Here is a 20,671-nt window from a genome sequence, read left to right as displayed (position 1 = left end):
AATCATAGCCCTGGGCAGGGAGCCGTTTCACGCATTCCGGCCCGAAAAAGGGCGGCAGATCGCAGCTGTAATCAGGCCTGATGCTCGTCGATATACGTGATCGCGTCCTTCACGGTCGTGATCTTTTCGGCGGCATCGTCCGGGATTTCGACACCGAACTCTTCCTCAAACGCCATCACCAGTTCGACAATGTCGAGGCTGTCGGCGCCGAGATCGTCGATGAAGCTGGCATCCTCGGTGACCTTCTCGGCTTCGACGCCCAAATGCTCAACGACGATCTTCTTCACGCGATCGGCGGTCTCGCTCATTCCCTGTTCCTTTGCGTAAGGTCTTAAATTCCTGAACGCACGTAGAACGGGTGCTTCCGGCTGACAAGTCCCCCGAGCGCGTAGCCGCATGGTTAGGGCGATGCTAACCGCCGCTACGCCAAGGTGACCCGCGATGCGCATACTCCCCGCCCTCGAATCGATCGACCGGCTGGTCAGTCGTGGCCGGGCGATACGGGTGGCGGCGCTGTTGACGGTCGTGACCACGTTTGGCCTGGTCCTGCTGGCGGGCAGCGGCATGCAAACGCTTGACGCGCTCGGGCGACCGGTCGGCACCGATTTCTCCAACGTCTATGCGGCCGGGCGCCTCGCATTGGCCGGTGCGCCCGAGCTTGCCTGGGACTGGCCTAGCCACTTCGCCATGCAGCAGGCGGTCCATGGGCGCGCCGATATCCCCTTTTACGGCTGGCATTATCCTCCGCCATTCCTGATCGTCGCCATGGCGCTGGCGAGCATCCCCTATCTGCCTGCGTTGATCCTATGGCAGGTGACGGGTCTTGCGACAGCGTTGGCAGCGGTTCGCCCGCTTCTGACGCGGCCGGGGGACTGGGTGATCGCGCTTGGCTTTCCTGCGGTGTTCGTCTGCCTGGGTCACGGCCAGAACGGCTTCCTGACCGCTGCGCTACTGGGCGGAGGCATGCTGTTGCTCGATCGACGGCCGATCGCCGCGGGCATTTTGATCGGACTGCTGGCCTACAAGCCGCAGCTCGGCGTGCTGCTGCCGCTGGTTCTCGCAGCCGGCGGGCACTGGCGCGCCTTTGCGGTGGCGGCAGCGACCCTGTTAGTTATGTCGGCCACCAGCGCACTGGTGCTTGGGACGGGCGCGTGGGAAGCGTTTGCGCAATCGCTCGAACTGACGCGATCGGCGGTGGTCGAGGACGCACAGACCGGCGCGGCAAAGCTCGTGACACCGTTTGGGGCAGTCCGCCTGCTTGGCGGCGCTGCCTGGATCGCGTGGATCATCCAGAGCGCGGCGATCGCCGGACTGGCGGCCGTCATCATACGGACGCGCCGCTGCCGTCCAGCACTTCGCGGGGCGGTCGCAATGACCGCGTCGCTGCTCGCCACCCCTTATGCATTCGATTACGACATGGTCGTTTTGGGCATCGCGATCGCATGGCTGGCGCGCGACGCGGAAACGAACGGCTGGCGGCGAGGCGAGCGCGCGCTGCTCGCCTTCGCCTATTGTGCTCCGCTATTCGGCCGCGCCGTTGCGGCTGCGACGCTCGTTCCGGTCAACCTGATCGCGATCGCGGTTGTCCTGGCCGTCGCGCTTGCGAGGTCAAGTCCTGCGCTCACAGCATCGCCATGCCGCCATTTACATGCAGCGTCTGCCCAGTGACGTACCCGGCCTCGCGGCTGGCGAGATAGACGACTGCGGCGCCGATATCCGAGCCCTCGCCCAACGCGCCTGCGGGGATGCGGGCCATGAGCGCTTCCTTTTGCGCATTTGGCAGGACATCGGTCATTGCCGAGCGGATGAAGCCGGGCGCGACGCAGTTGACGGTGATGCCGCGGCTGGCAAGCTCCTGTGCCAGCGCCTTGGACATGCCGACCAGCCCGGCCTTCGACGCAGCATAATTGGCCTGGCCGGGATTGCCGGTCGCACCGACCACCGACGTGATCGAGACGATGCGACCGAAGCGCGCCTTCATCATCGGGCGCGCGGCGGCGCGGCACAGCCGGAACGCGGCTTCGAGATTGACGCGGATGACCTGGTCCCATTCGTCGTCCTTCATCCGCATCGCCAGGTTGTCGCGGGTGACGCCGGCATTGTTGATAAGGATGTCGAGCGTGCCGCCCAGCGCCTCGACTGCCTGCGGCACCAGCGCATCGACCGCGGCGCCGTCGGACAGGTTGCAGGGAAGTGCGACATGGTCGCCGCCGAGGTCGGCGCGGAAGGCGTCGAGCTTGTCGGCGTTGCTGCCAGACACGGCGAGCTTTGCCCCCTGCCCGGCCAGTGCCCTTGCGATCGCCGAGCCGATCCCGCCGGACGCGCCGGTGACGAGTGCGGTCATGCCTGTGAGGTCGAACATTAATGTCTCCGTGGATTCTGGTTCACGCGGAGGCGCGAAGACGCGGAGGGGCGATAGTCGTTGACGATCCGTCGCAGCCCTTCCTTGAGCGTTTCCCCGCCGAAGTTGATGAGCAGCCCTACGGGCTGATTGGTAAGGCGCAAATAGGTAAGAAGCTGCTTGCCGTGGACTGCCCTCAACCGCTCGACCGACTTGATCTCGACGAGCAATCGCTCGTCTACAAGGAGGTCGATACGAAAGGCGCCGTCAAACTTCAAACCGTCGAACTCGATGTCAACAGCGCGCTGGCGCGCGACCGAATATCCCATCTGAGCAAGGCGTCCGGCAAGCAGCATCTCGTACACGCTCTCCAACAGGCCCGGCCCCAACTCGCGATGCAAGCGCAGCGCCACGTCTACGACGTCCCCCGAAATTGCTTCCAGATCCGGCATATCTCCGCGTCTCCGCGCCTCCGCGTGAAAAAACTTCTCCTAAAGCACGCTAGCCAAAGCCTCTATGTCGTCCATCGTCACTGCGCTGACTGCGTCCGCCTCGGGCACCGTGCGCTTGACCATCGGGCCCAGCACCTTGCCGCCCAGTTCGACGAAGCGTTCGACGCCGGCCTTGTGCATCGCCAGCACCGACTCGCGCCAGCGGACCATGCCGGTGACCTGTTCGACGAGCAGCGCGCGGATCGTGTCGGGGTCGGCGACGGCGGCCGCGGTGACGTTGGCGAAGACCGGGACCAGCGGCGCGCGGATCGCCGCGTCCGCCAGCGCCGCCTCCATCGCATCGGCAGCCGGCTGCATCAACGCGCAGTGGAACGGAGCGGAAACCGGGAGCAGGATCGCGCGCCTGGCCCCCATCTCCTTGGCGAGCGGGATCGCGCGCTCGATCGCGGCGAGCGCGCCGGATATCACCACCTGCGACGGATCGTTGTCATTGGCAACGGTGCAGACCTGCCCTTGTCCTGCAGCGTCGGCGATCGCCTGCGCCTTGTCTCGGTCCGCACCCAGCAGCGCCGCCATCCCGCCCTCGCCGACCGGGACCGCAGCCTGCATTGCGCGCCCGCGTAGCTTGAGCAGCCGCGCCGTCGTCGCAAGGTCGATCGCACCCGCTGCGCACAAGGCGGTATATTCGCCGAGACTGTGCCCGGCGACATAGTCGGCCCTGTCTGCGAGGCGAACGCCGCCTTCGCGTTCGAGCACGCGCAGCACCGCGATCGCGTGCGCCATGATCGCGGGCTGGGCATTCTCGGTGAGGACCAGGTCCTGCTCCGGCCCGTCGGTCATTAGCTTGAACAGGCTCTGGCCGAGCGCGTCATCGACTTCCTGGAACACTTCGCGCGCAATCGCGCTGGCGTCGGCGAGCGCCTTGCCCATCCCGACCGACTGGCTGCCCTGACCCGGAAACACGAATGCGCGCATCTGACTTCTCCCGCTGGAAGCCGCGGGCGGTACGCCCGAACGGCGAAACCTTTCAAGTCCCGACCGGCTTGCGACAGTTTGTGACGCTTTTGTTCCGGCTTCGACACATCGCCGCGACACCCTCCTCCTAGATTGTCTTCAACGCCGCTGATGGCGTGACAGAGGAGACGCAAGATGAAGAAGTTGGTTCTCGCAGCCGTCGCGGCCTCAATGGTCGCGGTCCCCACAGTGGCAAGCGCAGCTCCGCAGCGCACCGTCGTCAAGGAGCGCGGCAACAAGACGGTCGTCGTCCAGCGCGGCGGCGGGGTCAAGCAGCGGACGGTGGTGAACCGCCGCGGCAATGTGGTGCGGCAGAATGTCCGGGTCAATCGCCCGGTGGTCCGCCAGCAGCAGCGGGTGATCGTCAATCGGCCGACCTACAGCTACAATAGCTGGCAGCGCGGTCAGCGGTTCAACCGGGCCTATGCGCCCAACTATCGCCAGATCGACTATCGCAGCTATGGCGGCCGCGGCCTGTACGCCCCGCCGCAGGGTTATCAGTGGGTGCAGTCGGGCAATGACGCGGTGCTGGTCGCCGTTGCCAGCGGCCTGATCGGAGCAGTGCTGGGCGGCGTACTGTTCTAAGCGCCGGGAAGCGGGCTTGGGGGCCCCGGCCCCCTTGCCTTCCCCACTGAAACCGGTATGGAGCACTCGCATCGGGGTGGAAGGCAGCGTCCTTCCGCCCTGATTGCATTTACGACGACAGCCGGAGGGGCGACCGCATGGTGCGGCGTCAGCGATCGGCCAAGAGAGAGAAAGCGACATGGCTCTGTACGAGCACGTGTTCCTTGCGCGCCAGGATTTGGCACAGGCGCAGGTGGACACCCTGGCGGAAGCCGCCACCAAGATTATCGAAGAGCACGACGGCAAGGTCGTAAAGACCGAGAGCTGGGGCCTGCGCAGCCTGGCGTACAAGATCGCCAAGAACCGCAAGGCGCATTACGTGATGCTCGAGATCGACGCGCCCGCCGGCGTGGTCGCCGAGCTGGAGCGCCAGACGTCGATCAACGAGGACGTCATCCGCTACATGACCGTGCGCGTCGACGAGCTGGAGAACGGCCCGACCGTGATGATGCGCAAGAGCGAGCGCAGCGACCGCGGCGAGCGCCGCGGCGGCCGCGACCGTGACGATCGCGGCGACCGCGGCCCGCGCCGCGACCGCGACGAAGGGGAGAACAACTGATGGCACGCCCATTCTTCCGCCGCCGCAAGAGCTGCCCTTTCTCTGCGAAGGACGCGCCGCGGATCGACTACAAGGACGTTCGTCTGCTGCAGGGCTTCGTGTCCGAGCGCGGCAAGATCGTCCCGTCGCGCATCACCTCGGTGAGCGCCAAGAAGCAGCGCGAGCTGGCTCAGGCCATCAAGCGCGCCCGTCATCTGGGCCTGCTGCCCTACATCGTTAAGTAAGGAGCGGTCGCATGCAGATCATTTTGCTCGAGCGCGTCGAGAAGCTCGGCGGCATCGGCGACGTCGTCACGGTGAAGGACGGGTTCGCCCGCAACTTCCTGCTGCCGAACAAGAAGGCGCTGCGCGCCAACGAATCGAACCGCAAGGTATTCGAGGCGAATCGCGAGCGGATCGAGGCCGACAACGCCACCCGCCGCACCGAAGCGCAGGCCGAGGCCAAAACGCTCGACGGCGTTTCGGTGACCCTGATCCGTCAGGCGTCGAACACCGGCCAGCTCTACGGTTCGGTCGCGGTGCGCGATCTGGTCGAGGCGCTGGTTGCCGAAGACCACAAGGTCAACAAGGCGCAGATCGTCCTCGGCAAGCCGATCAAGGCGATCGGGCTGTACGACGTCAAGGTCGCGCTGCACCCAGAGGTCGCGGTGACGGTCAAGGTCAACGTCGCGCGTTCGCCGGAAGAGGCCGAGATGCAGGCGCAGGGCGTCGACGTGATGGCGGCGATGTTCGAACAGGACACCGCCGGTTTCACTGAGGACTTCGATCCCAATGCCGAGCCCGGCGAATTGCCGCGCGACGAGGCAGCCGCGGGGGATGCGGCTTCGACCGAAGCGTCGGACGAGGAGTCAGCCCCACAGGGCTGATTTCACTAGCCGAAGACAGCAAGGGGCCGCGCGGTGCGTACCGCGCGGCCCTTTTCGTATGTCGGTGCGTATTTCGGCTCGGGAAGGTGGTGGCAGTGTCAGGGCACGGCGACGCACGCGGTCACGACCGCAGCCAGGGGAATCAGTGCGAAGAATACGGGGACGATCTTGCTCATGGTTGCTCTGCCAAATCAGGTGCTTGGCAAGTAGAATGCGCGGGCGGCGATAAGGTTTCCGCGAGATGAACGTACCGGCGTCCGTACGTTCCGTTCACTTCCGCCCGAACAGCTTCTCGATATCGCCGTGCGCCAGCTTTACCCAGGTGGGGCGACCGTGATTGCACTGGCCGGAATGGGGCGTCACTTCCATCTCGCGCAGCAGCGCATTCATTTCGGCGACCGACAGGATGCGCCCCGCGCGGACGGATCCGTGGCAGGCCATGGTCGCGGCGACATGGTCGAGGCGTTCCTTCAGGCTGAGCGCATCGTCATAGGCGGCAAGTTCGTCGGAAAGGTCGGTGACCAGGCCCGACACGTCGGCTTGCCCGAGCATCGCCGGCACCGACCGAACCAGCATGGCGCCCGGCCCGAACCGTTCGAGCGTCAGGCCGAACTCAGCGAGTTCGTCGATCCGGGACTCAAGCCGATCGCACGCCGGTTCGTCCAGTTCGATCACCTCGGGCAGCAGCAGCGCCTGCGAAGCGACGCCGCCCAGTGCCATCGCACGGCGCATGCGTTCGAGAACCAGGCGTTCGTGCGCGGCGTGCTGATCGACCAGCACCAGGCCATCGGCGGCTTCGGCGACGATATAGGTCCGGGCGACCTGCCCGCGCGCGGCGCCTAGCGGGAATTGCGCGGTGTCAGGGATCGGTTCGACGGCAGCCTCGGCGCGTGCCTGCGGCGGCGGCGTCAGGAACGTCGGACGACGATCGTGAAGGCTGTTGCCCGCCCCTGCGGCAGCCCCGAAGAAGGCGGGCGTCCCGGTAGGTGCCGATCCATATTCTCCAACCGGGGTATCCGCGCTTTCGCCTGGATGACCACCGGATGAAGCTGTTTCGCTGGTCCAGGCCGCCAGCACCGCAGCCGTCGGTCGCTGGCTGCGATGTCCTGCCTCGTCGAGGGCACGCCGCAGGCCGCTGACGATCAGGCCGCGCACCAATGCCGGATCGCGAAAGCGGACTTCGGTCTTGGCGGGATGGACGTTGACGTCGACCTGATCGGCGGGAATGTCGAGGAACAGCGCAACCACCGGGTGCCGATCGCGCGCGAGCATTTCCGCATAGGCACCGCGCACCGCGCCGACCAGCATCCGATCCTTTACCGGGCGGCGATTGACGAACAGATATTGATGATCGGAAACGCCGCGATTGAAGGTCGGGATCGCAGCGACGCCCGTCAGGCTCATGCCCTCGCGCGCGAAATCGATGCCAACGCTGTTGTCGATCAGCGCGCGGTCGGTCAATGCCGCGACGCGATCCGGCGCGCTTTCGACCGCCTGCACCGCCAGGGTGCGGCGTCCATCGTGTTCGACGGAGAAGGCGATGTGCGGCCGGGCCATCGCCAGGCGGCGGACGATGTCGAGACAGGCAGCATATTCCGCGCGCGGGGTGCGCAGGAACTTGCGCCGCGCGGGTACGCGATCGAACAGCGCTTCGACCCGCACCCGGGTACCGGGGGGCAGCGCGGCCGGGCCCTCCGCCACCTGCGCACCGTTGTCGATGCTGCGCGACCAGCCTTCCGCGCCCCGCACGCGGCTGTCGATCGTCAATCGCGCGACGCTGGCGATGGAAGGCAGCGCCTCGCCGCGAAAGCCGAGCGTCGCGACATTCTCGATCGCCCCGTGCTCCCACAGGCTCTCCGGCAGTTTCGACGTCGCATGGCGTTCGAGTGCCAGCTCCATATCGGCCGGGGTCATGCCCGAACCGTCATCGGTGACCTCGACGAGGTCGATCCCGCCTGCTGCCAGGCGCACGACGATCCGTGTCGAACCCGCGTCGATCGCGTTCTCGATCAGCTCCTTCAACGCGCTGGCAGGCCTTTCGACCACTTCACCGGCAGCGATCCGGTTGACGAGATGCGAGGGAAGTCGGCGTATTGACATGGGTGTGGTCCTAGCCCAAGCGACGGCATCCCGCGACCCGCATCCGACCCGACCGGCGCTGGACACTCAGCGCCGGGGGGATGCGATCACGGGTACAGGTGCGAACATGCCGCATGGTGCCCACGGTGCGGCCAGGGACGGATTGGTTGATGATTTTCTCCCGTTTTTTCAGATTCATGTCCCACGATATGGCGATCGACCTGGGGACGGCGAACACCGTCGTCTATCTGCGCGGGCGCGGCATCGTCCTCAACGAACCGTCGGTAGTCGCGGTCGAGACGTTGAACGGCGTCAAGAAGGTCAAGGCGGTCGGCGACGACGCGAAGCTGATGATGGGCAAGACCCCCGGCACGATCGAGGCGATTCGCCCGCTGCGCGACGGCGTCATCGCCGACATCGACGTCGCCGAACAGATGATCAAGCATTTCATCCACAAGGTGCACGGACAGCGTAAGTTCCTGCGGTGGCCGCAGATTGTGATCTGCGTGCCTTCGGGATCGACCAAGGTCGAACGCCGCGCGATCCGCGACGCGGCATCGAATGCGGGCGCGAGCCAGGTATGGCTGATCGAGGAGCCGATGGCCGCGGCGATCGGCGCCGACATGCCGGTGACGCAGCCGATCGGCTCGATGGTCGTCGATATCGGCGGCGGCACGACCGAGGTCGCGGTGCTGAGCCTGCGCGGGCTCGCCTATTCGACGTCGGTGCGCGTCGGCGGCGACAAGATGGACGAGGCGATCGTCAGCTATGTGCGCCGCAACCATAACCTGCTGATCGGCGAAGCGACCGCCGAGCGGATCAAGCAGCAGGTCGGCACCGCCAAGCCGCCCGCCGATGGCATAGGGGCGACGATCTTCATCAAGGGTCGCGACCTGGTCAACGGCGTGCCCAAGGAAATCCAGATCAACCAGGGCCAGATCGCCGAGGCGCTGTCCGAGCCGGTCGGCACCATCGTCGAAGGCGTGCGCATCGCGCTGGAGAACACCGCGCCCGAACTCGCCGCCGACATCGTCGATCAGGGCATCGTCCTGACCGGCGGCGGCGCGCTGCTGCACGGCATCGACGAAGTGCTGCGCGACGAGACCGGACTGCCGGTCACGGTCGCCGAGAATCCGCTGACGTGCGTGGCGCTGGGCACCGGCCGCGCGCTCGAGGATCCGATCTATCGCGGCGTGCTGCTCGCGGGCTGAGGGGAACGATGGCGCCGCAACGTAACCGGCGCCCGGGATTTTCGCGGCGGGCGCAATATGGGGTCTTCCTCGGCTATGTGCTCGCGGCGCTGGGTGTCGTCGCGGGCGCGGTGTTGCTGGCGATCTCGACCGTCAATCCGCCGCTGTTCGCGTCGCTCCGCAGCGGCGTACGCGAAGCGACGACGCCGGTATCGAGCGGACTTCACATGCTGCGCCGGGCCATTCTCGACCTGCCTGGCGGTTTCGGCGATTATTTCGGCGTCGTTGGCGAGAACCGCGCACTGCGCGCCGAAGCCGCGCGGAATGCAAAGGCGATCGCAGCGGCCCGCCTGCTGATCGTCGAGAACCGGCGGCTGCGGGCTCTGGCACAGGTCCGCGAACGCGAGCCGACCACGGTGGCCGCCGCGCGACTGGTGAATTCTTCCGCCTCCAGCACGCGCCGATTCGCCACCCTGAACGCGGGCAGCCGCCATGGGGTAGCGCTCGGGCAACCAGTGCGGGGGCCGGATGGCTTGATCGGGCGCATCATCGAGGTCAGCCCGAACACCGCCAGCGTGCTGCTGCTGACCGACACAGAAAGCGTCGTGCCGGTGCGGCGGATTCGCGACAACCTGCCCGCGATCGTCGTCGGGCGCGGCGACGGCTTGGTCGATATCCGCACTGCCAGCATCGCCAACGCCCCGTTGCTGGCCGGCGACATGTTCGTCACCACCGGCACCGGCGGGCTGTATGCGCCCGGCATTCCGGTGGCGCGCGTGCTCAAGTCGCAGCGCGATACCGCCCCGGCAAGGACGCTCGCCGACCCCGACGCACTCGACTTCGCGCTGGTCCAGGCAGCCTACCTCCCCGCGCCGCGACCGCCGGTTCCACCGCTGCAAGCTTCGACACCATGAGCGTCGACACGCTCGCCACCCCGGCCCCGCCCCGGACGCGAACGCGCTGGGTAGCGCCGCTGTCGGTCATGCTGGGATCGCTGATCACGCTGGTTCCCGTGGTCGCCACCATTCCGGTCCTGCCGCCGTTCGGCCTGCTGATGCTGATGGGTTGGCGGCTGCACCGTCCCGATATCTTCCGCACCTGGGCCTGCGTTCCGCTCGGACTGTTCGATGACCTGGTCAGCGGTCAGCCGCTGGGCAGCGCTACGATGCTGTGGACCCTGTGCTTTCTGGCGGTGGACGTGATAGATACGCGTCTTGTGTGGCGTGACTTCAAACAGGACTGGCTGGTGGCCGCCGGGGCGATCGGCTTCGCATTGATCGGCGGGCGGCTGATCGCGGTGCCGCTGGGTGCGCACGTCGATACGCTGCTGATGCTCCAGGCGCTGGCCTCGGTCGCGCTGTATCCGCTGGTAACGCGGATGTGCGCCGGGCTCGATCGCAGGTCGGACCGGCTGTGAACGGTGGTCGCCCCGTCAACGGCGCTTCCCAGGCGTTCAGCTTTTCGCGCCGGGCGACGCTGCTCGGCATCGGCCAGGGTGCGGTCGGCCTCGCGCTGGCCGGACGCATGACGTGGCTGTCGATCGCCGAGAACGAGCGCTACAAGCTGCTGTCGGAGAGCAATCGCGTCAACCTGACGTTGATGCCACCACGGCGGGGCTGGATCGTCGATCGCGCCGGCATCCCCATCGCCAACAACCGCACCGATTTCCGCGTCGATATTATCCCCGACCGGCTGACCGACAAGGAGCGCGTGCTGCCGCTGCTACGCAATCTTCTGGCGATCGAGCCCGACGATTACGAACGGCTGCAGCGCGACCTGGAAGGTGCATCGGGGTTTCAGCCCATCAAGGTCGCCGAGAATCTCGATTGGGAGCGGTTTGCCGCCGTTTCGGTACGGCTACCCGAATTGCCCGGTGTCGCCCCCACGCGCGGCTTCGCACGCAATTACCCCAGCGGCGCGGCGGTAGCGCATCTGGTCGGCTATGTCGGCGCTGCAACCGCCGAGCAATATAAGGAAACCAAGGACCCGTTGTTCGTCACGCCGGGGTTCAAACTAGGCAAGGACGGCCTCGAAAAGACGCTCGAGCCCGACCTGCGCGGCCGGCCAGGCGCCAAGCGCGTCGAAGTGACCGCGCGCGGACGGCTGGTCCGTGAACTCGAGACCCGGCCCGACCGTCCCGGGCAGATGATCAAGCTGACCATCGACGCCGGGTTGCAGGCGTTCGCGGCGCGGCGGCTGGGCAATGAATCGGGCGCGGTGGTGGTGATCGACTGCCGCGACGGCAGCATCCTCGCGCTCGCCTCGATGCCGGCCTACAACCCCAACAGCTTTTCCGACGGGATCAGCCAGATCGAATGGGGCATGTTGTCCGAGGACGATCACCTGCCGCTCACCAACAAGGCGCTGCAGGGGCTGTATCCGCCGGGATCGACGTTCAAGCCGGCCACCGCGATCGCCGCTTTGCGATCCGGCATCGATCCCGAACGCACCGTCAATTGCCCGGGCGGCTATCAGCTCGGCAACCGCTTCTTCCGATGCCTGGGGCGTCACGGCCCGGTCAACCTGCACCGGGCGATCGCGCGCAGTTGCAATACCTATTTCTACACCATGGGCCGCGAGGTCGGGATGGACGCGGTGGCCGAAGCCGCGCGCCAGCTGGGGCTTGGCGCCGAATATCCGCTACCGCTGCCGTCGCAGCGTTATGGCACCGTTCCCGATCCGGCGTGGAAGCAGCGCAAATATGACGAGGCCTGGACGCAGGCCGACACGCTCAACGCCTCGATCGGCCAGGGCTATATCCTGACCAGCCCGCTGCAGCTGGCGGTACAGGCGTCGCGCATCGCCAGCGGCCGCGGACTGGTGCCGCGCCTGCTTGCCGACGCTCCGGTGATCGGCCCCGCACTCGATGTTCCCCCCGAACGCATGGGGATGATCCGGTCGGGGATGGACGAAGTCGTCAACGGCGCGGGCACCGCGGTGCGCAGCCGTCTCCAGCTCGACGGCATCCGCATGGGCGGCAAGACCGGCACCGCGCAGGTCCGGCGCATCGTCGGCGGCGCACGCGGTGGACTTGGCGTGCCGTGGAAATATCGCGACCACGGCCTGTTCATCGGCTTCGCTCCGGTCGAACAGCCGCGTTACGCGGTGTCGGTGGTCATCGAACACGGCATGTCGGGATCGGGCGCGGCAGCACCGGTCGCGCGCGATTGCATCACCTATCTGTACGACCGCGAAAAGGCCTATGCATCGCTCGACGCCCTCGAAAAGGGCTGGGGCGGCGACATCGAGACGCGCATGGCGGCCAAGGAGCGCGAATACCGGCTGGCCAGACTGAACCCCGCCCCGCCCGAAACCGAGACTGCCTCGATCGAAGGCGGGAGCGCATCGCGATGAGCAGCGGGAGCACCGGTCCGGGTTTCGTCCCCGCACCGCTCGCGCAGCTGCCGTGGAAGACGCTGCTGCTGATCCTGCTGATCGGTGGGTTCGGCCTGGTCGTGCTGTATTCCGCGGCAGGCGGCAATGTTCGCCCCTGGGCGTTTTCGCAGGGCATTCGCTTCGTGGCGTTTCTCGGGATGGCGATCGTGCTGTCGCGGATCCGCGAGGAGTTCTGGTCGATGATCGCGCTGCCGGGCTATGTCGCGGTGCTGGTCGCGCTGATCCTGGTCGAACTGATCGGTGCGGTCGGCGGCGGCAGCCAGCGCTGGCTCGACCTCGGGTTCATCCGCTTGCAGCCGTCCGAATTCATGAAGATTTTCATCGTCCTCGCCTGCGCCAAATTCTATGACATGATGCCGCCCAACGAAACGCGGCGGTTCGGTGCGATCTGGCCCGCGGTGCTGCTGATCGGCATGCCTGCCGCATTGGTGATGCTCCAGCCCGACCTGGGCACCGCGCTGATGATCACCGCCGGTGGGATCACCGTCATGTTTCTTGCCGGTATCCCGCTGCGGCTGTTCATCGGCGGTGCGCTTGGTCTGGCGCTGTTCGTGCCGATCGCGGTGAACTATCTCCTCCACGACTATCAGCGCAATCGCGTGCTGATCTTCCTCAATCCGGAAAACGATCCGCTCGGCACGGGCTATCACATCAGCCAATCGAAGATCGCGATCGGATCAGGCGGGCTGTTCGGTAAGGGCTTCCTCAACGGCACGCAAAGCCATCTCGACTATCTGCCCGAAGGCCATACCGATTTCGCGCTGGCGACGATGATGGAGGAATGGGGGCTGGTCGGCGGTATCCTCACCGTCATCGCCTTTTTCCTGCTCATCCGCTGGGGCGTCCAGGTCGGCGTGCGGGCGCAGAGCAAGTTCGCCCGGCTGACCGCGGCCGGGCTGGCGACGACCATTTTCTTCTATGTGGCGATCAACATGGGCATGGTGATGGGACTGGCACCGGTGGTCGGCATCCCCTTGCCCTTCATCAGCTTCGGCGGATCGGCGCAGATGACCGTGCTCATCTGCATCGGCATATTGATGGCGATCGACCGCCAGAACCGCATCAAGGAAAGCTGGTAGCGATTTCGCCGCGAAAGGGGTTTGCAATCGCCCCGATCGGATGCTAGCAGCCGCGCTCCCGAACGCAGCGGCGTGCCGCGCGGTTCTGGATGTGGACGCATAGCTCAGTTGGTAGAGCAGCTGACTCTTAATCAGCGGGTCCTTGGTTCGAGCCCAAGTGCGTCCACCATTCCTCTTATCGCGTGATACTGCCAGGGGACGGCCGTCACCGGTTGACGCTTGGCCAGCATCGGTTAGGTCGGTCGGCAAGACGCGCGCGGACAGTGATATGCGCGGCCGTCGCCGTCACGGGGGTGCAGCATGGCCGACGACATCGAACCCGCCACGCTGCGCCGGATTACCTGGCGGCTGATACCGCTGCTCGGGCTGATCTACATGATCGCCTATATCGATCGCCAGAACGTCTCGTTCGCCAAGCTGCAGATGGTGTCCGACCTCGGGCTCAGCGAGGCGGCGTTCGGGTTGGGCGCGGGGCTGTTCTTCATCGGCTATTGCCTGTTCGAGATCCCCAGCAACCTGCTGCTCGAACGCGTCGGTGCGCATATCTGGTTCGCGCGGATCATGGCGAGTTGGGGCGTCGTCACGATCCTGCTGGGGTTCACCCAGAGCCCGACGATGTTCTATATCCTGCGGTTCCTGCTGGGCGTGGCCGAAGCGGGATTTTTTCCAGGCGCGCTCTATGTGCTGACCCTGTGGTTCCCGCAGGCCCACCGGGCGCGCGCGGTCGGGCTCTTCATGGTGGCGAGCGCACTGGCCAATGCGGTTGGCGCAGGGATCGGCGGAGCGCTGCTCGATCTTGACGGGTTGGCAGGACTGCGCGGCTGGCAATGGGTGTTCATCGCCACCGGCATCCCGGCAGTGTTGATGGTACCGGCGGTCTATTTCGGGCTGCCGCGTGCACCCGCGCAGGCGCGCTGGCTTACCGATGCGCAAAAGGACTGGCTGGCGCGCACGCTCGCCGCCGAGCGCGGCGACGACGGCGCGAGCGATCACGGCAACCCGCTGCGGGCGCTTACCGATCCCCGTGTGCTGGCGCTGTGCGGCGCCTATGTCGGATTTCCCCTGGCCGCCTATGGCCTGAGCTACTGGCTGCCGACGATCGTGCGCGGGTTCGGGGTCTCGAACACGGTCAACGGGCTGCTCAACGTCATTCCCTGGCTGCTCGTCGCGCTAGCGCTGTGGCTGGTCCCGCGCCACGCCGCCGGGCGCGCGCGTCAGCAGTGGCACATCGCCGGTCCCGCGCTGATCGGCGCGGCCCTGCTGGTCGCGAGCGTGGTGTTGCCAGGAGCGCCGCTCAAGTTCGCGGCGCTGTGCCTGGCGGCGGCGGCGATTTTTTCGGGTCAGCCGGTGTTCTGGTCGTTGCCGCCGCGCTTCCTGACCGGGGCGAGCGCCGCGGCGGGGTTCGCCGCGATCAACTCGATCGGAAACCTCGGGGGGTTCGTGGCGCAGGCGGTGGTGCCGTGGATCCGCGACGAAACCGGAAGCGACCTGACGCCGATGCTGTTCCTGGCGGCCTGCCTCACGCTTGCCGCGGTCGCGGTGCTGGCGATCGAACGCCGCCTGCCTGGGCGCTAGCGCGGCCGACGTGGCAGCACCGGTAGTCGATGGCAATCACGCCAGGCGCTGGATCGTGACCTGAAATACAGTTGCTGCTGTTCCACACTTTACAGCAGGTCGTGCTTCTTGAGCGCGTGGCGCAATTGATCGTAACTCAGGCCGAGTGCCTTGGCGGTCGCGCGCTGGTTGAAGCGGTTGTCGGCAAGCCCGCGCGACAACAGATCGCGTTCGAACCGATCGACCCGCTCCTTGAAGTCGCCGCCGGAGGGTTCGGGCGCGGTCGCGACGGCCGGGGTTTCCGAAGCGGTCGGCGGCACGGCCCCGGGCCGATAGGGTGAAGCGAACGGATCGACGTCGATGGCATCGATCGGGTCCCCGCTGTTCCAGCGATAAACCGAGCGCTCGACGACGTTGCGCAGTTCGCGAACGTTGCCGGGCCAACGATGGCGCAGCAACAGGTCGGTCGCGGTGGGGCCGAAGCCCGGCCAGTCGTCCCAGCCGATCTCGGCGGCCATGCGGCGGCCGAAATGTTCGGCTAGCACCATGACGTCACCGGGCCGTGCCCGCAGCGGTGGCAGGGTCACGACCTCGAAGCTGAGCCGGTCGAGCAGATCGGCGCGGAATGTGCCGCTTTCGACGCGATCGGGGAGATGCTCGTTGGTGGCGGCGACGATGCGGACGTCGACCTGCAGCGGGCGCGACGATCCGATGCGGGTGACCTCGCCATATTCGACCGCGCGCAGCAGGCGATCCTGCGCCGCCATCGACAATGTGCCCAGTTCGTCGAGGAACAGCGTGCCGCGATGCGCTTCCTCGAACCGCCCTGCCCTCGCCTTGGTCGCGCCGGTGAAGGCGCCCGCCTCGTGCCCGAACAATTCGGCCTCGATCAGCGTCTCGGGGAGCGCGGCGCAGTTCATGATGACCAACGGCTGATCCCAGCGCGGGCTGAGGCGATGGAGCCGCTCGGCGACCAGCTCCTTGCCGGTGCCGCGCTCGCCGATCACCAGCACCGGGCGATCGAGCGCGGCGGCGCGGCTCGCCAATTCGAGCGTCTCGATGAACGCGGCCGATTGGCCGATGACCTGGGTAGTGCGCTCCATAAGGGACGCTTGGCGCAGAATCCCAACTATTGGCAAATGCTTTTTGGAGACCAATGGCACTGGCGCCAGCGAAGCGCAGACTGCCGCCGTTTTTTAAATTGGCACGGCACCTGCAGAGCTGATTGCAACCACCCGATAGCGGTGGTGCCAAACCGCCGAGGTTCAGGGAGAACCGCTATGAAGACCAGTGAAAGCCCCGCGATGTTCGCCAGTTTCGCCCTTGCCCTGCTGTGCAGTGCCGCGCTCGTCAGCAGCGCCGTCGCACCAGCCGAGGCAATCGCCACCGTCGTTCCCGTCGGCCAGGTGCAAGCCTGACCGATCCCTGCCGGGGCGGGTCCCCCGCCCGCCCCGGTCCCTTATCCGGTTCCCGAAGGAGTAACGTAATGGGTATTTTTTCCCGCACCCGCGACATCATCGCCGCGAACATGACCGACCTGCTCGACAAGGCAGAGGATCCGGCGAAGATGATCCGCATGATCATCCTCGAGATGGAGGAAACGCTGGTCGAGGTGCGCGCATCCGCCGCCCGCACCATCGCCGATCAGAAGGAGATGCGCCGCCATATCGCCAAGCTCGACAAGCTCCAGGAAAGCTGGACCGAAAAGGCCGAGCTGGCGCTGTCGAAGGGCCGCGAGGACCTCGCCAAGGCAGCCTTGGTCGAAAAGCAGAAGGCCGCCGATATGGGCGATCACCTGACACGGGAGATTGCGGTGCTCGACGATGCGCTCAAGGCATCGGAGACCGACATTGCCAAGCTGCAGGGCAAGCTGCGCGAAGCGCGTACGCGCCAGAACTCGATCTCGGCACGGCTCGAAAGTGCCAACAACCGCGTCAAGATGCGCGAGATGTATGCCGGCGAACGGATGCAGGACGCGTTCTCGCGTTTCGATCTGATGGAGCGCCGCGTCGACATGGCCGAAGGGCGTGCCGATGCGCTGGGATTGGGCCACGAGCCCAAGAGCCTCGAGGAGGAGATCGCCGAGCTCAAGTCGTCCGAGAAGGTCGATGCCGAACTTGCCGCCCTGAAGGCTCGCCTCGGCAAGGAGGGCTGACGCCATGGAAGACGTATTCTTGCCGATCGTCATCGTCGGCATGCTGTTCATCGGGATGCCGTGGGTCATCCTCCACTACATCACCAAGTGGAAGCAGAGCCCGTCGCTGACCGGAGAGGACGAGCAGCTGCTCGACGATCTCCACCTCACCGCCCGCCGGCTGGAGGAGCGTCTGGTGACGATCGAGCGCATCGTCGCGGCCGACAATCCCGATTTCCGCCCCGACAACCGTCAGGAACGACCCGACTATCGCGCCGAGCCGCGCCGCGAGGATCGTCCCGACTACGACTATTCGAAGAGGAACTGAGCCATGTCCGCCAGCCGCACCAAGCTCTATCTCGACAAGCAGAACGGCAAATGGTCGGGCGTCTGCGCCGGCATCGCCGACTATACCGGGGTCGACGTCATGTGGGTCCGCATCGGTGCGGTCGTGCTGACGCTGCTCGGGGGATTTCCCTGGACGGTCATCGCCTATTTCATGATCGCCTGGATGGCGCCGGTGAAGCCCTACGGCCTGTATGAAAGTCCCGAGGATGCCAAGTTCTGGCAACGGGTGCGATCGAACCCGAAGCGGACGACGCACGAAGTGCGATCGAAGTTTCGCGACATCGACCGCCGCCTCGCCGACATCGAAATGTTCTACACCAGCCGCAACACGCGCCTGGCCGACGAAATCGACAGCCTGCGCTGAGCGCGGCTGCAACAGGGGAGAAGCACAATGGATTGGAGTGGCCCAGGGTTCGTCCTCGCGATCATCGCGATATCGACGGCCGGATGGATGTTCACGACCTGGACCCGCGCCAAGCATGGCTATCCGGTCGAGAACGAATGGAGCGGCCAGGCGGTCAAGGGTGACCCCGCCGCCGAGCGCAAGATCGAACTGCTGGTCAACGAGAATGACCGCCTGACCGGACAGATCGGCCGGCTTGAGGAGCGGATCGCGGTGCTCGAACGGATCGCAACCGATCCCGGCCAGCGCGTGTCGCGCGAGATTGAAGCGCTGCGCGGCCCGGCGAACTGAGGAAGGATCGGATCATGGACGGATTTTTCGTGCTCGGCTTTTTCATGATCGTGGTCGGCATTCCCGTGATCGCGGGCATCGGCGGGGACATGTTCAAGCGCTGGTTGAAGCACAAGGAAGCGATGACCAGGGCGCTCAATGCCGAAACCGCCGAGAAGGCAGCGCAATATGCGGCCCAGACCGAGCGGCTCGAACAGCGGGTGCGCGTGCTCGAACGGATCGTGACCGACCGCGGGCTGGGCCTGGCAGACGAAATCGAGCGCTTGCGCGACGCGCCGCTCAACTGAAAGGAACGATGATGATCGTGTTCGTGGGAGTGATGGCCGTCCTGACCGGGATCGGCTGCTGGGCGACCGAACGGGTCGATGCGCCGCGGCGACGCCAGGCGCGGTCCGAAGCCACCACAGCGACCGCCTGATCGCGGCCCGCAAGCAAGCAAGAGGGAGCAAGCCATGGATCCGTTCCAGATGGTCGTCGCGATCATCGCCATCATCACGATCGGCAAGGTCGTGCAGGCGAAGATGGGCGTGCGCAGGGACAAATGGGGTAACGAGACCCAAGTCGCGACGCCCGCGAATGCGGCCGAGAACGCCCGGCTGCGCGATGAAGTGAAAGCGCTCAAGGAGCGTGTTCAGGTGCTCGAGCGCGTCGTCACCGACAACGAAGGCAGCCTGCGCCTCGACCGCGAGATCGAGCGGCTGCGCGACCCCAACGCCAATTGACAGGAGACGTCCCGATGACCGATCCCAACCTCTATCTGATCCTGGCCACCGAAGGGCTGGTCGGCGTAGCCATCGTCACGCTGGCGGGGCTGGCCGGATGGCGAGGGTGGCTGGCGCTCAAGGCCCAGCAATTCGCCGTCGGCGATGCCGATCACGCACCCTCGCGCGAACCGAGCCTGCCCAATGCCAGCGCCCGGATCGAGATCGCCGACCTGAAGGAGCGCATCCGCAAGCTGGAAGCGATCGCCGCGGGGGTAGACCTCTGATCGGTCGCCCCTGCCCTTCCCAAGTGTCGGCGGCGCGCTATACCGCGCAGCATGTCCAGCCTCGCTGAAATTGCCGACGAATACAGCTTCCTCGATGGCGACGATCGCTATCGCCTGTTGATCGACCTGGGCCGCGGACTGGAACCGATGCCCGACGCGCTGAAGACCGATGCGACATTGGTGCGAGGCTGCTCGGCATCGGTCTGGGTCTATCCCACCGTCCGGGACGACGGCTCGCTGCATTTCCTTGCCGACAGCAATGCGGCGATCACCAAGGGAATTATCGCACTGGTGCTGGCAGCGGTTCAGGATACGAAGCCTTCCGCCATCCTGGCGACGGACATCCCGGCCGAGTTGGCGCCGTTCGACCTGAAGAACCAGCTAAGCTCCAACCGTACTCAAGGCATTCCGAACATGATCGCGCTGATCCGGCAGGTTGCCGAACGGTATCGGTGAAACGGCGATCACGGCCCTGCGCGGTCAGTCGGCCGCGCGTCCGGACAAGCCCAGGTCGCGCGCAACGTCGACAACATCCGACCCATCCGGCACCAGCTTCCACGCCCCGGGATTGGCCGTGTCGATCACGCACACCGCCCGTTTCGGACAGATGCCCAGGCACTTGACCTCGACGATGCCCGTTACGGCCTTGCGCCCCTTGGCGATCCCCAGATGCTTGCGCAGCGCCTTGGCGAGCGGCAGCTTGCCGCCTTTACCGAACCCGCCGCCGAGCTTCTTCGAACATTTGCCGCAGACCAGAATTGCGTTCGTCCAGTGCGCGCGAACGTGCCGTGTCACCCTGGTCGCCATTGGCGGCGCTCTTCGGCAGCCTTGAGCACGTCGTACGCCGCCTGGATCGCCTGAAAGCGCATCGCGGCATCCTTGTCGCCGGGGCGGATGTCCGGATGGTTCGATTTGGCGAGGCGGCGCCATGCGATCCGCACCGTGTCGAAATCTGCGTCAACGTCCAGCTCGAGCACGTCGAGCGCGCGAATCTCGTCGCGCGATCGCGTTCCGTCGCCCGGCCCTGCCCAGCTATTGTGCTTCGATTCCGAATATCCCGAAGTGTCGCGCCGCTCCTCGGCTTCTCGCGCGGCGGCTTCCTCGGCGCTCAGCCCCTCGAAGTAATTCCAGCCGCGGTTATATTCGGCGGCGTGCGCCTCGCAGAAATACCAGCGCTCGGGACTGTTCGGAGATTTGGGAGCTGGCCGGTCGCCGACTTCCTCGCAGCCGTGGCGATCGCACAGCCGGACCGTGGTGGCGGCGCGCGTGGAGCCATATTCGCGCCAGCGGGGAAAGCCCCAGTCGTCGGATCGGGTAGAACGCGCCATTGTCGCCCGACATAGGCCGTAGCGCC

29 protein-coding genes and 1 tRNA gene are annotated in these 20,671 nt (G+C 66.1%); 22 read left to right on the top strand and 8 right to left on the bottom strand.

Going from position 1 to position 20,671, the window contains the following annotated elements; translation table 11 throughout:
- Positions 1 to 71: 71 nt before the first annotated feature.
- Positions 72 to 308 (bottom strand): acyl carrier protein, encoded by a 237-nt coding sequence (locus tag FHY50_RS04115; RefSeq protein ID WP_140047144.1) that lies wholly within the window; start codon positions 306 to 308, stop codon positions 72 to 74.
- Positions 309 to 441: 133 nt separating this feature from the next.
- Here FHY50_RS04115 and FHY50_RS04110 point away from each other — a divergent pair, with 133 nt between their 5' ends.
- On the top strand, positions 442 to 1,668 hold the full coding sequence (locus tag FHY50_RS04110) for a glycosyltransferase family 87 protein (protein WP_140047142.1): 1,227 nt from the start codon (positions 442 to 444) through the stop codon (positions 1,666 to 1,668).
- Here the strand turns inward: FHY50_RS04110 and fabG are convergent.
- Genes fabG through fabD form a run of 3 tightly spaced genes read right to left on the bottom strand, consistent with a single transcriptional unit; the run spans position 1,622 to position 3,768 of the window.
- Positions 1,622 to 2,362: a 3-oxoacyl-[acyl-carrier-protein] reductase gene (gene fabG, locus FHY50_RS04105; protein WP_140047140.1), complete on the bottom strand. Its 741-nt coding sequence runs from the start codon at positions 2,360 to 2,362 to the stop codon at positions 1,622 to 1,624. The two genes, FHY50_RS04110 and fabG, sit on opposite strands and share 47 nt — an antisense overlap.
- Positions 2,362 to 2,793 carry a GxxExxY protein gene (locus FHY50_RS04100; RefSeq protein ID WP_140047138.1) on the bottom strand — a complete coding sequence of 144 codons (432 nt, stop codon included), beginning with the start codon at positions 2,791 to 2,793 and terminating at the stop codon, positions 2,362 to 2,364. Before FHY50_RS04100 ends, fabG begins: the two co-directional genes overlap by 1 nt.
- 39 nt (positions 2,794 to 2,832) lie before the next feature.
- A complete protein-coding gene (gene fabD, locus FHY50_RS04095) occupies positions 2,833 to 3,768 on the bottom strand; it encodes an ACP S-malonyltransferase (RefSeq protein ID WP_140047136.1) in 936 nt (311 codons plus the stop codon).
- 174 nt (positions 3,769 to 3,942) lie between these two features.
- Between fabD and FHY50_RS04090 the strand changes: the two genes are divergently transcribed.
- The 4 genes from FHY50_RS04090 to rplI all read left to right on the top strand — a co-directional run bounded on the left by FHY50_RS04090 (position 3,943) and on the right by rplI (position 5,855).
- A complete protein-coding gene (locus FHY50_RS04090; protein WP_140047134.1) occupies positions 3,943 to 4,392 on the top strand; it encodes an RcnB family protein in 450 nt (149 codons plus the stop codon).
- Between the two features lie 178 nt (positions 4,393 to 4,570).
- The gene (gene rpsF, locus FHY50_RS04085) at positions 4,571 to 4,990 is read left to right on the top strand and encodes a 30S ribosomal protein S6 (protein ID WP_140047133.1); all 420 of its coding nucleotides are present in this window, start codon (positions 4,571 to 4,573) and stop codon (positions 4,988 to 4,990) included.
- A complete protein-coding gene (gene rpsR / locus FHY50_RS04080) occupies positions 4,990 to 5,214 on the top strand; it encodes a 30S ribosomal protein S18 (protein ID WP_010543816.1) in 225 nt (74 codons plus the stop codon). The genes rpsF and rpsR overlap by 1 nt, the downstream gene beginning before the upstream one ends.
- A gap of 11 nt (positions 5,215 to 5,225) precedes the next feature.
- Positions 5,226 to 5,855: a 50S ribosomal protein L9 gene (gene rplI / locus FHY50_RS04075; protein WP_140047131.1), complete on the top strand. Its 630-nt coding sequence runs from the start codon at positions 5,226 to 5,228 to the stop codon at positions 5,853 to 5,855.
- 270 nt (positions 5,856 to 6,125) lie between these two features.
- On the opposite strand, the gene mutL is transcribed toward rplI, so the two are convergent.
- Positions 6,126 to 7,955, bottom strand: a complete 1,830-nt coding sequence (gene mutL / locus FHY50_RS04070; RefSeq protein WP_140047129.1) for a DNA mismatch repair endonuclease MutL — start codon at positions 7,953 to 7,955, stop codon at positions 6,126 to 6,128.
- Between the two features lie 149 nt (positions 7,956 to 8,104).
- On the opposite strand from mutL, the gene FHY50_RS04065 reads away from it, so the two are divergent.
- The 7 genes from FHY50_RS04065 to FHY50_RS04035 all read left to right on the top strand — a co-directional run bounded on the left by FHY50_RS04065 (position 8,105) and on the right by FHY50_RS04035 (position 15,174).
- Positions 8,105 to 9,145 (top strand): rod shape-determining protein, encoded by a 1,041-nt coding sequence (locus FHY50_RS04065; RefSeq protein ID WP_140047127.1) that lies wholly within the window; start codon positions 8,105 to 8,107, stop codon positions 9,143 to 9,145.
- Positions 9,146 to 9,153: 8 nt separating this feature from the next.
- Complete coding sequence (locus tag FHY50_RS04060) at positions 9,154 to 10,038, top strand: rod shape-determining protein MreC (RefSeq protein WP_140047125.1); 885 nt, start codon at positions 9,154 to 9,156, stop codon at positions 10,036 to 10,038.
- Positions 10,035 to 10,541 carry a rod shape-determining protein MreD gene (mreD, locus tag FHY50_RS04055; RefSeq protein WP_140047123.1) on the top strand — a complete coding sequence of 169 codons (507 nt, stop codon included), beginning with the start codon at positions 10,035 to 10,037 and terminating at the stop codon, positions 10,539 to 10,541. The genes FHY50_RS04060 and mreD overlap by 4 nt, the downstream gene beginning before the upstream one ends.
- Positions 10,538 to 12,478, top strand: a complete 1,941-nt coding sequence (mrdA, locus tag FHY50_RS04050; RefSeq protein WP_140047122.1) for a penicillin-binding protein 2 — start codon at positions 10,538 to 10,540, stop codon at positions 12,476 to 12,478. The genes mreD and mrdA overlap by 4 nt, the downstream gene beginning before the upstream one ends.
- Positions 12,475 to 13,599 carry a rod shape-determining protein RodA gene (rodA, locus tag FHY50_RS04045; protein WP_140047120.1) on the top strand — a complete coding sequence of 375 codons (1,125 nt, stop codon included), beginning with the start codon at positions 12,475 to 12,477 and terminating at the stop codon, positions 13,597 to 13,599. Before mrdA ends, rodA begins: the two co-directional genes overlap by 4 nt.
- 93 nt (positions 13,600 to 13,692) lie before the next feature.
- Positions 13,693 to 13,768 (top strand) — tRNA-Lys (locus FHY50_RS04040).
- Positions 13,769 to 13,899: 131 nt separating this feature from the next.
- Positions 13,900 to 15,174: an MFS transporter gene (locus FHY50_RS04035; protein WP_140047118.1), complete on the top strand. Its 1,275-nt coding sequence runs from the start codon at positions 13,900 to 13,902 to the stop codon at positions 15,172 to 15,174.
- Between the two features lie 89 nt (positions 15,175 to 15,263).
- On the opposite strand, the gene pspF is transcribed toward FHY50_RS04035, so the two are convergent.
- A complete protein-coding gene (gene pspF, locus FHY50_RS04030) occupies positions 15,264 to 16,256 on the bottom strand; it encodes a phage shock protein operon transcriptional activator (protein ID WP_140047116.1) in 993 nt (330 codons plus the stop codon).
- Positions 16,257 to 16,433: 177 nt separating this feature from the next.
- Between pspF and FHY50_RS14130 the strand changes: the two genes are divergently transcribed.
- The 10 genes from FHY50_RS14130 to FHY50_RS03990 all read left to right on the top strand — a co-directional run bounded on the left by FHY50_RS14130 (position 16,434) and on the right by FHY50_RS03990 (position 19,773).
- Positions 16,434 to 16,571: a hypothetical protein gene (locus FHY50_RS14130; protein ID WP_166745493.1), complete on the top strand. Its 138-nt coding sequence runs from the start codon at positions 16,434 to 16,436 to the stop codon at positions 16,569 to 16,571.
- 68 nt (positions 16,572 to 16,639) lie between these two features.
- Positions 16,640 to 17,308 (top strand): phage shock protein PspA, encoded by a 669-nt coding sequence (pspA, locus tag FHY50_RS04025; RefSeq protein ID WP_140047114.1) that lies wholly within the window; start codon positions 16,640 to 16,642, stop codon positions 17,306 to 17,308.
- Between the two features lie 4 nt (positions 17,309 to 17,312).
- Positions 17,313 to 17,615, top strand: coding sequence for an envelope stress response membrane protein PspB (gene pspB / locus FHY50_RS04020; RefSeq protein WP_140047112.1), 303 nt, complete (start codon positions 17,313 to 17,315; stop codon positions 17,613 to 17,615).
- 3 nt (positions 17,616 to 17,618) lie between these two features.
- Positions 17,619 to 17,999 (top strand): envelope stress response membrane protein PspC, encoded by a 381-nt coding sequence (pspC, locus tag FHY50_RS04015; protein ID WP_140047110.1) that lies wholly within the window; start codon positions 17,619 to 17,621, stop codon positions 17,997 to 17,999.
- Between the two features lie 27 nt (positions 18,000 to 18,026).
- Positions 18,027 to 18,329 carry a hypothetical protein gene (locus FHY50_RS04010; RefSeq protein ID WP_140047108.1) on the top strand — a complete coding sequence of 101 codons (303 nt, stop codon included), beginning with the start codon at positions 18,027 to 18,029 and terminating at the stop codon, positions 18,327 to 18,329.
- Between the two features lie 14 nt (positions 18,330 to 18,343).
- Positions 18,344 to 18,616, top strand: coding sequence for a hypothetical protein (locus FHY50_RS04005; protein WP_140047107.1), 273 nt, complete (start codon positions 18,344 to 18,346; stop codon positions 18,614 to 18,616).
- An 8-nt stretch (positions 18,617 to 18,624) separates the two neighbouring features.
- A complete protein-coding gene (locus FHY50_RS14445; RefSeq protein ID WP_279588141.1) occupies positions 18,625 to 18,747 on the top strand; it encodes a hypothetical protein in 123 nt (40 codons plus the stop codon).
- 49 nt (positions 18,748 to 18,796) lie between these two features.
- Positions 18,797 to 19,051 (top strand): hypothetical protein, encoded by a 255-nt coding sequence (locus FHY50_RS04000; protein ID WP_337250264.1) that lies wholly within the window; start codon positions 18,797 to 18,799, stop codon positions 19,049 to 19,051.
- Positions 19,052 to 19,065: 14 nt separating this feature from the next.
- Positions 19,066 to 19,317 carry a hypothetical protein gene (locus FHY50_RS03995; protein WP_140047103.1) on the top strand — a complete coding sequence of 84 codons (252 nt, stop codon included), beginning with the start codon at positions 19,066 to 19,068 and terminating at the stop codon, positions 19,315 to 19,317.
- Positions 19,318 to 19,368: 51 nt separating this feature from the next.
- Positions 19,369 to 19,773, top strand: coding sequence for a SufE family protein (locus FHY50_RS03990; protein ID WP_140047102.1), 405 nt, complete (start codon positions 19,369 to 19,371; stop codon positions 19,771 to 19,773).
- A 24-nt stretch (positions 19,774 to 19,797) separates the two neighbouring features.
- Here the strand turns inward: FHY50_RS03990 and FHY50_RS03985 are convergent, their stop codons facing one another.
- Together FHY50_RS03985 and FHY50_RS03980 are read right to left on the bottom strand one after the other, a co-directional pair.
- The gene (locus tag FHY50_RS03985) at positions 19,798 to 20,112 is read right to left on the bottom strand and encodes a (2Fe-2S) ferredoxin domain-containing protein (RefSeq protein WP_244935292.1); all 315 of its coding nucleotides are present in this window, start codon (positions 20,110 to 20,112) and stop codon (positions 19,798 to 19,800) included.
- Complete coding sequence (locus tag FHY50_RS03980; RefSeq protein ID WP_140047098.1) at positions 20,109 to 20,645, bottom strand: J domain-containing protein; 537 nt, start codon at positions 20,643 to 20,645, stop codon at positions 20,109 to 20,111. Before FHY50_RS03980 ends, FHY50_RS03985 begins: the two co-directional genes overlap by 4 nt.
- Between the last annotated feature and the right edge of the window lie 26 nt (positions 20,646 to 20,671).

Origin of the sequence: Sphingomonas japonica (assembly GCF_006346325.1) — a bacterium.
GTDB lineage: Bacteria > Pseudomonadota > Alphaproteobacteria > Sphingomonadales > Sphingomonadaceae > Sphingomonas > Sphingomonas japonica.
Note: the sequence above shows the minus strand (reverse complement) of the source record. Positions and strands in the feature narration are given on the sequence as shown.

Excerpts from the sequence above, each read along its gene's own strand:
- rpsF (WP_140047133.1), top strand. The coding sequence starts at position 4,571 with ATGGCTCTGTACGAGCACGTGTTCCTTGCGCGCCAGGATTTGGCACAG.
- pspF (WP_140047116.1), bottom strand. The coding sequence starts at position 16,256 with ATGGAGCGCACTACCCAGGTCATCGGCCAATCGGCCGCGTTCATCGAG.
- fabD (WP_140047136.1), bottom strand. The coding sequence starts at position 3,768 with ATGCGCGCATTCGTGTTTCCGGGTCAGGGCAGCCAGTCGGTCGGGATG.
- mreD (WP_140047123.1), top strand. The coding sequence starts at position 10,035 with ATGAGCGTCGACACGCTCGCCACCCCGGCCCCGCCCCGGACGCGAACG.
- FHY50_RS04110 (WP_140047142.1), top strand. The coding sequence starts at position 442 with ATGCGCATACTCCCCGCCCTCGAATCGATCGACCGGCTGGTCAGTCGT.
- rpsR (WP_010543816.1), top strand. The coding sequence starts at position 4,990 with ATGGCACGCCCATTCTTCCGCCGCCGCAAGAGCTGCCCTTTCTCTGCG.
- FHY50_RS04000 (WP_337250264.1), top strand. The coding sequence starts at position 18,797 with ATGGTCGTCGCGATCATCGCCATCATCACGATCGGCAAGGTCGTGCAG.
- FHY50_RS04100 (WP_140047138.1), bottom strand. The coding sequence starts at position 2,793 with ATGCCGGATCTGGAAGCAATTTCGGGGGACGTCGTAGACGTGGCGCTG.
- FHY50_RS04065 (WP_140047127.1), top strand. The coding sequence starts at position 8,105 with ATGATTTTCTCCCGTTTTTTCAGATTCATGTCCCACGATATGGCGATC.
- FHY50_RS04060 (WP_140047125.1), top strand. The coding sequence starts at position 9,154 with ATGGCGCCGCAACGTAACCGGCGCCCGGGATTTTCGCGGCGGGCGCAA.
- FHY50_RS04035 (WP_140047118.1), top strand. The coding sequence starts at position 13,900 with ATGGCCGACGACATCGAACCCGCCACGCTGCGCCGGATTACCTGGCGG.
- FHY50_RS04010 (WP_140047108.1), top strand. The coding sequence starts at position 18,027 with ATGGATTGGAGTGGCCCAGGGTTCGTCCTCGCGATCATCGCGATATCG.
- FHY50_RS14130 (WP_166745493.1), top strand. The coding sequence starts at position 16,434 with ATGAAGACCAGTGAAAGCCCCGCGATGTTCGCCAGTTTCGCCCTTGCC.
- mutL (WP_140047129.1), bottom strand. The coding sequence starts at position 7,955 with ATGTCAATACGCCGACTTCCCTCGCATCTCGTCAACCGGATCGCTGCC.
- FHY50_RS03980 (WP_140047098.1), bottom strand. The coding sequence starts at position 20,645 with ATGGCGCGTTCTACCCGATCCGACGACTGGGGCTTTCCCCGCTGGCGC.
- rodA (WP_140047120.1), top strand. The coding sequence starts at position 12,475 with ATGAGCAGCGGGAGCACCGGTCCGGGTTTCGTCCCCGCACCGCTCGCG.
- FHY50_RS14445 (WP_279588141.1), top strand. The coding sequence starts at position 18,625 with ATGATGATCGTGTTCGTGGGAGTGATGGCCGTCCTGACCGGGATCGGC.
- FHY50_RS03990 (WP_140047102.1), top strand. The coding sequence starts at position 19,369 with ATGTCCAGCCTCGCTGAAATTGCCGACGAATACAGCTTCCTCGATGGC.
- pspB (WP_140047112.1), top strand. The coding sequence starts at position 17,313 with ATGGAAGACGTATTCTTGCCGATCGTCATCGTCGGCATGCTGTTCATC.
- fabG (WP_140047140.1), bottom strand. The coding sequence starts at position 2,362 with ATGTTCGACCTCACAGGCATGACCGCACTCGTCACCGGCGCGTCCGGC.
- pspA (WP_140047114.1), top strand. The coding sequence starts at position 16,640 with ATGGGTATTTTTTCCCGCACCCGCGACATCATCGCCGCGAACATGACC.
- FHY50_RS03995 (WP_140047103.1), top strand. The coding sequence starts at position 19,066 with ATGACCGATCCCAACCTCTATCTGATCCTGGCCACCGAAGGGCTGGTC.
- rplI (WP_140047131.1), top strand. The coding sequence starts at position 5,226 with ATGCAGATCATTTTGCTCGAGCGCGTCGAGAAGCTCGGCGGCATCGGC.
- FHY50_RS04115 (WP_140047144.1), bottom strand. The coding sequence starts at position 308 with ATGAGCGAGACCGCCGATCGCGTGAAGAAGATCGTCGTTGAGCATTTG.
- pspC (WP_140047110.1), top strand. The coding sequence starts at position 17,619 with ATGTCCGCCAGCCGCACCAAGCTCTATCTCGACAAGCAGAACGGCAAA.
- FHY50_RS04005 (WP_140047107.1), top strand. The coding sequence starts at position 18,344 with ATGGACGGATTTTTCGTGCTCGGCTTTTTCATGATCGTGGTCGGCATT.
- FHY50_RS04090 (WP_140047134.1), top strand. The coding sequence starts at position 3,943 with ATGAAGAAGTTGGTTCTCGCAGCCGTCGCGGCCTCAATGGTCGCGGTC.